The organism is Stenotrophomonas sp. SAM-B (assembly GCF_013387485.1).
Taxonomy (GTDB): domain Bacteria; phylum Pseudomonadota; class Gammaproteobacteria; order Xanthomonadales; family Xanthomonadaceae; genus Stenotrophomonas; species Stenotrophomonas maltophilia_AA.
This window is the reverse complement of sequence record NZ_JABBXB010000063.1, coordinates 1-426: the sequence shown is the minus strand read 5'-3', so window position 1 is coordinate 426 and position 426 is coordinate 1. Positions and strand designations below refer to the sequence as shown.

1 rRNA gene is annotated in these 426 nt (G+C 55.9%); it reads right to left on the bottom strand.

The features are described 5' to 3' along the window. Positions 1-426: ribosomal RNA gene (locus tag HH110_RS19250) — 16S ribosomal RNA — on the bottom strand; the annotation flags it as partial.

The window sequence follows — 426 nt, the reverse complement described above, 5'->3', positions numbered from 1 at the left end:
CTACCCGGGTATCTAATCCTGTTTGCTCCCCATGCTTTCGTACATCAGCGTCAGTCATGGTCCAGTAAGCCGTCTACACCACAGGTGTTCCTCCTGATATCTACGCATTTCACCGCTACACCAGGAATTCCGCCTACCTCTCCCATACTCCAGCCTTGCAGTTTCCGGCGCACCCTCCCAGTTGAGCCGGGAGATTTCACACCAGACTTGCAAAACCGCCTACGCACGCTTTACGCCCAGTAACTCCGAACAACGCTCGCTGCCTACGTATTACCGCGGCTGCTGGCACGTAGTTAGCCGCAGCTTCTTCTTCAGGTACCGTCATTATCGTCCCTGCCGAAAGAGCTTTACACCCCGAAGGGCTTCATCACTCACGCGGCGTCGCTGCATCAGGGTTGCCCCCATTGTGCAAGATTCCCCACTGCA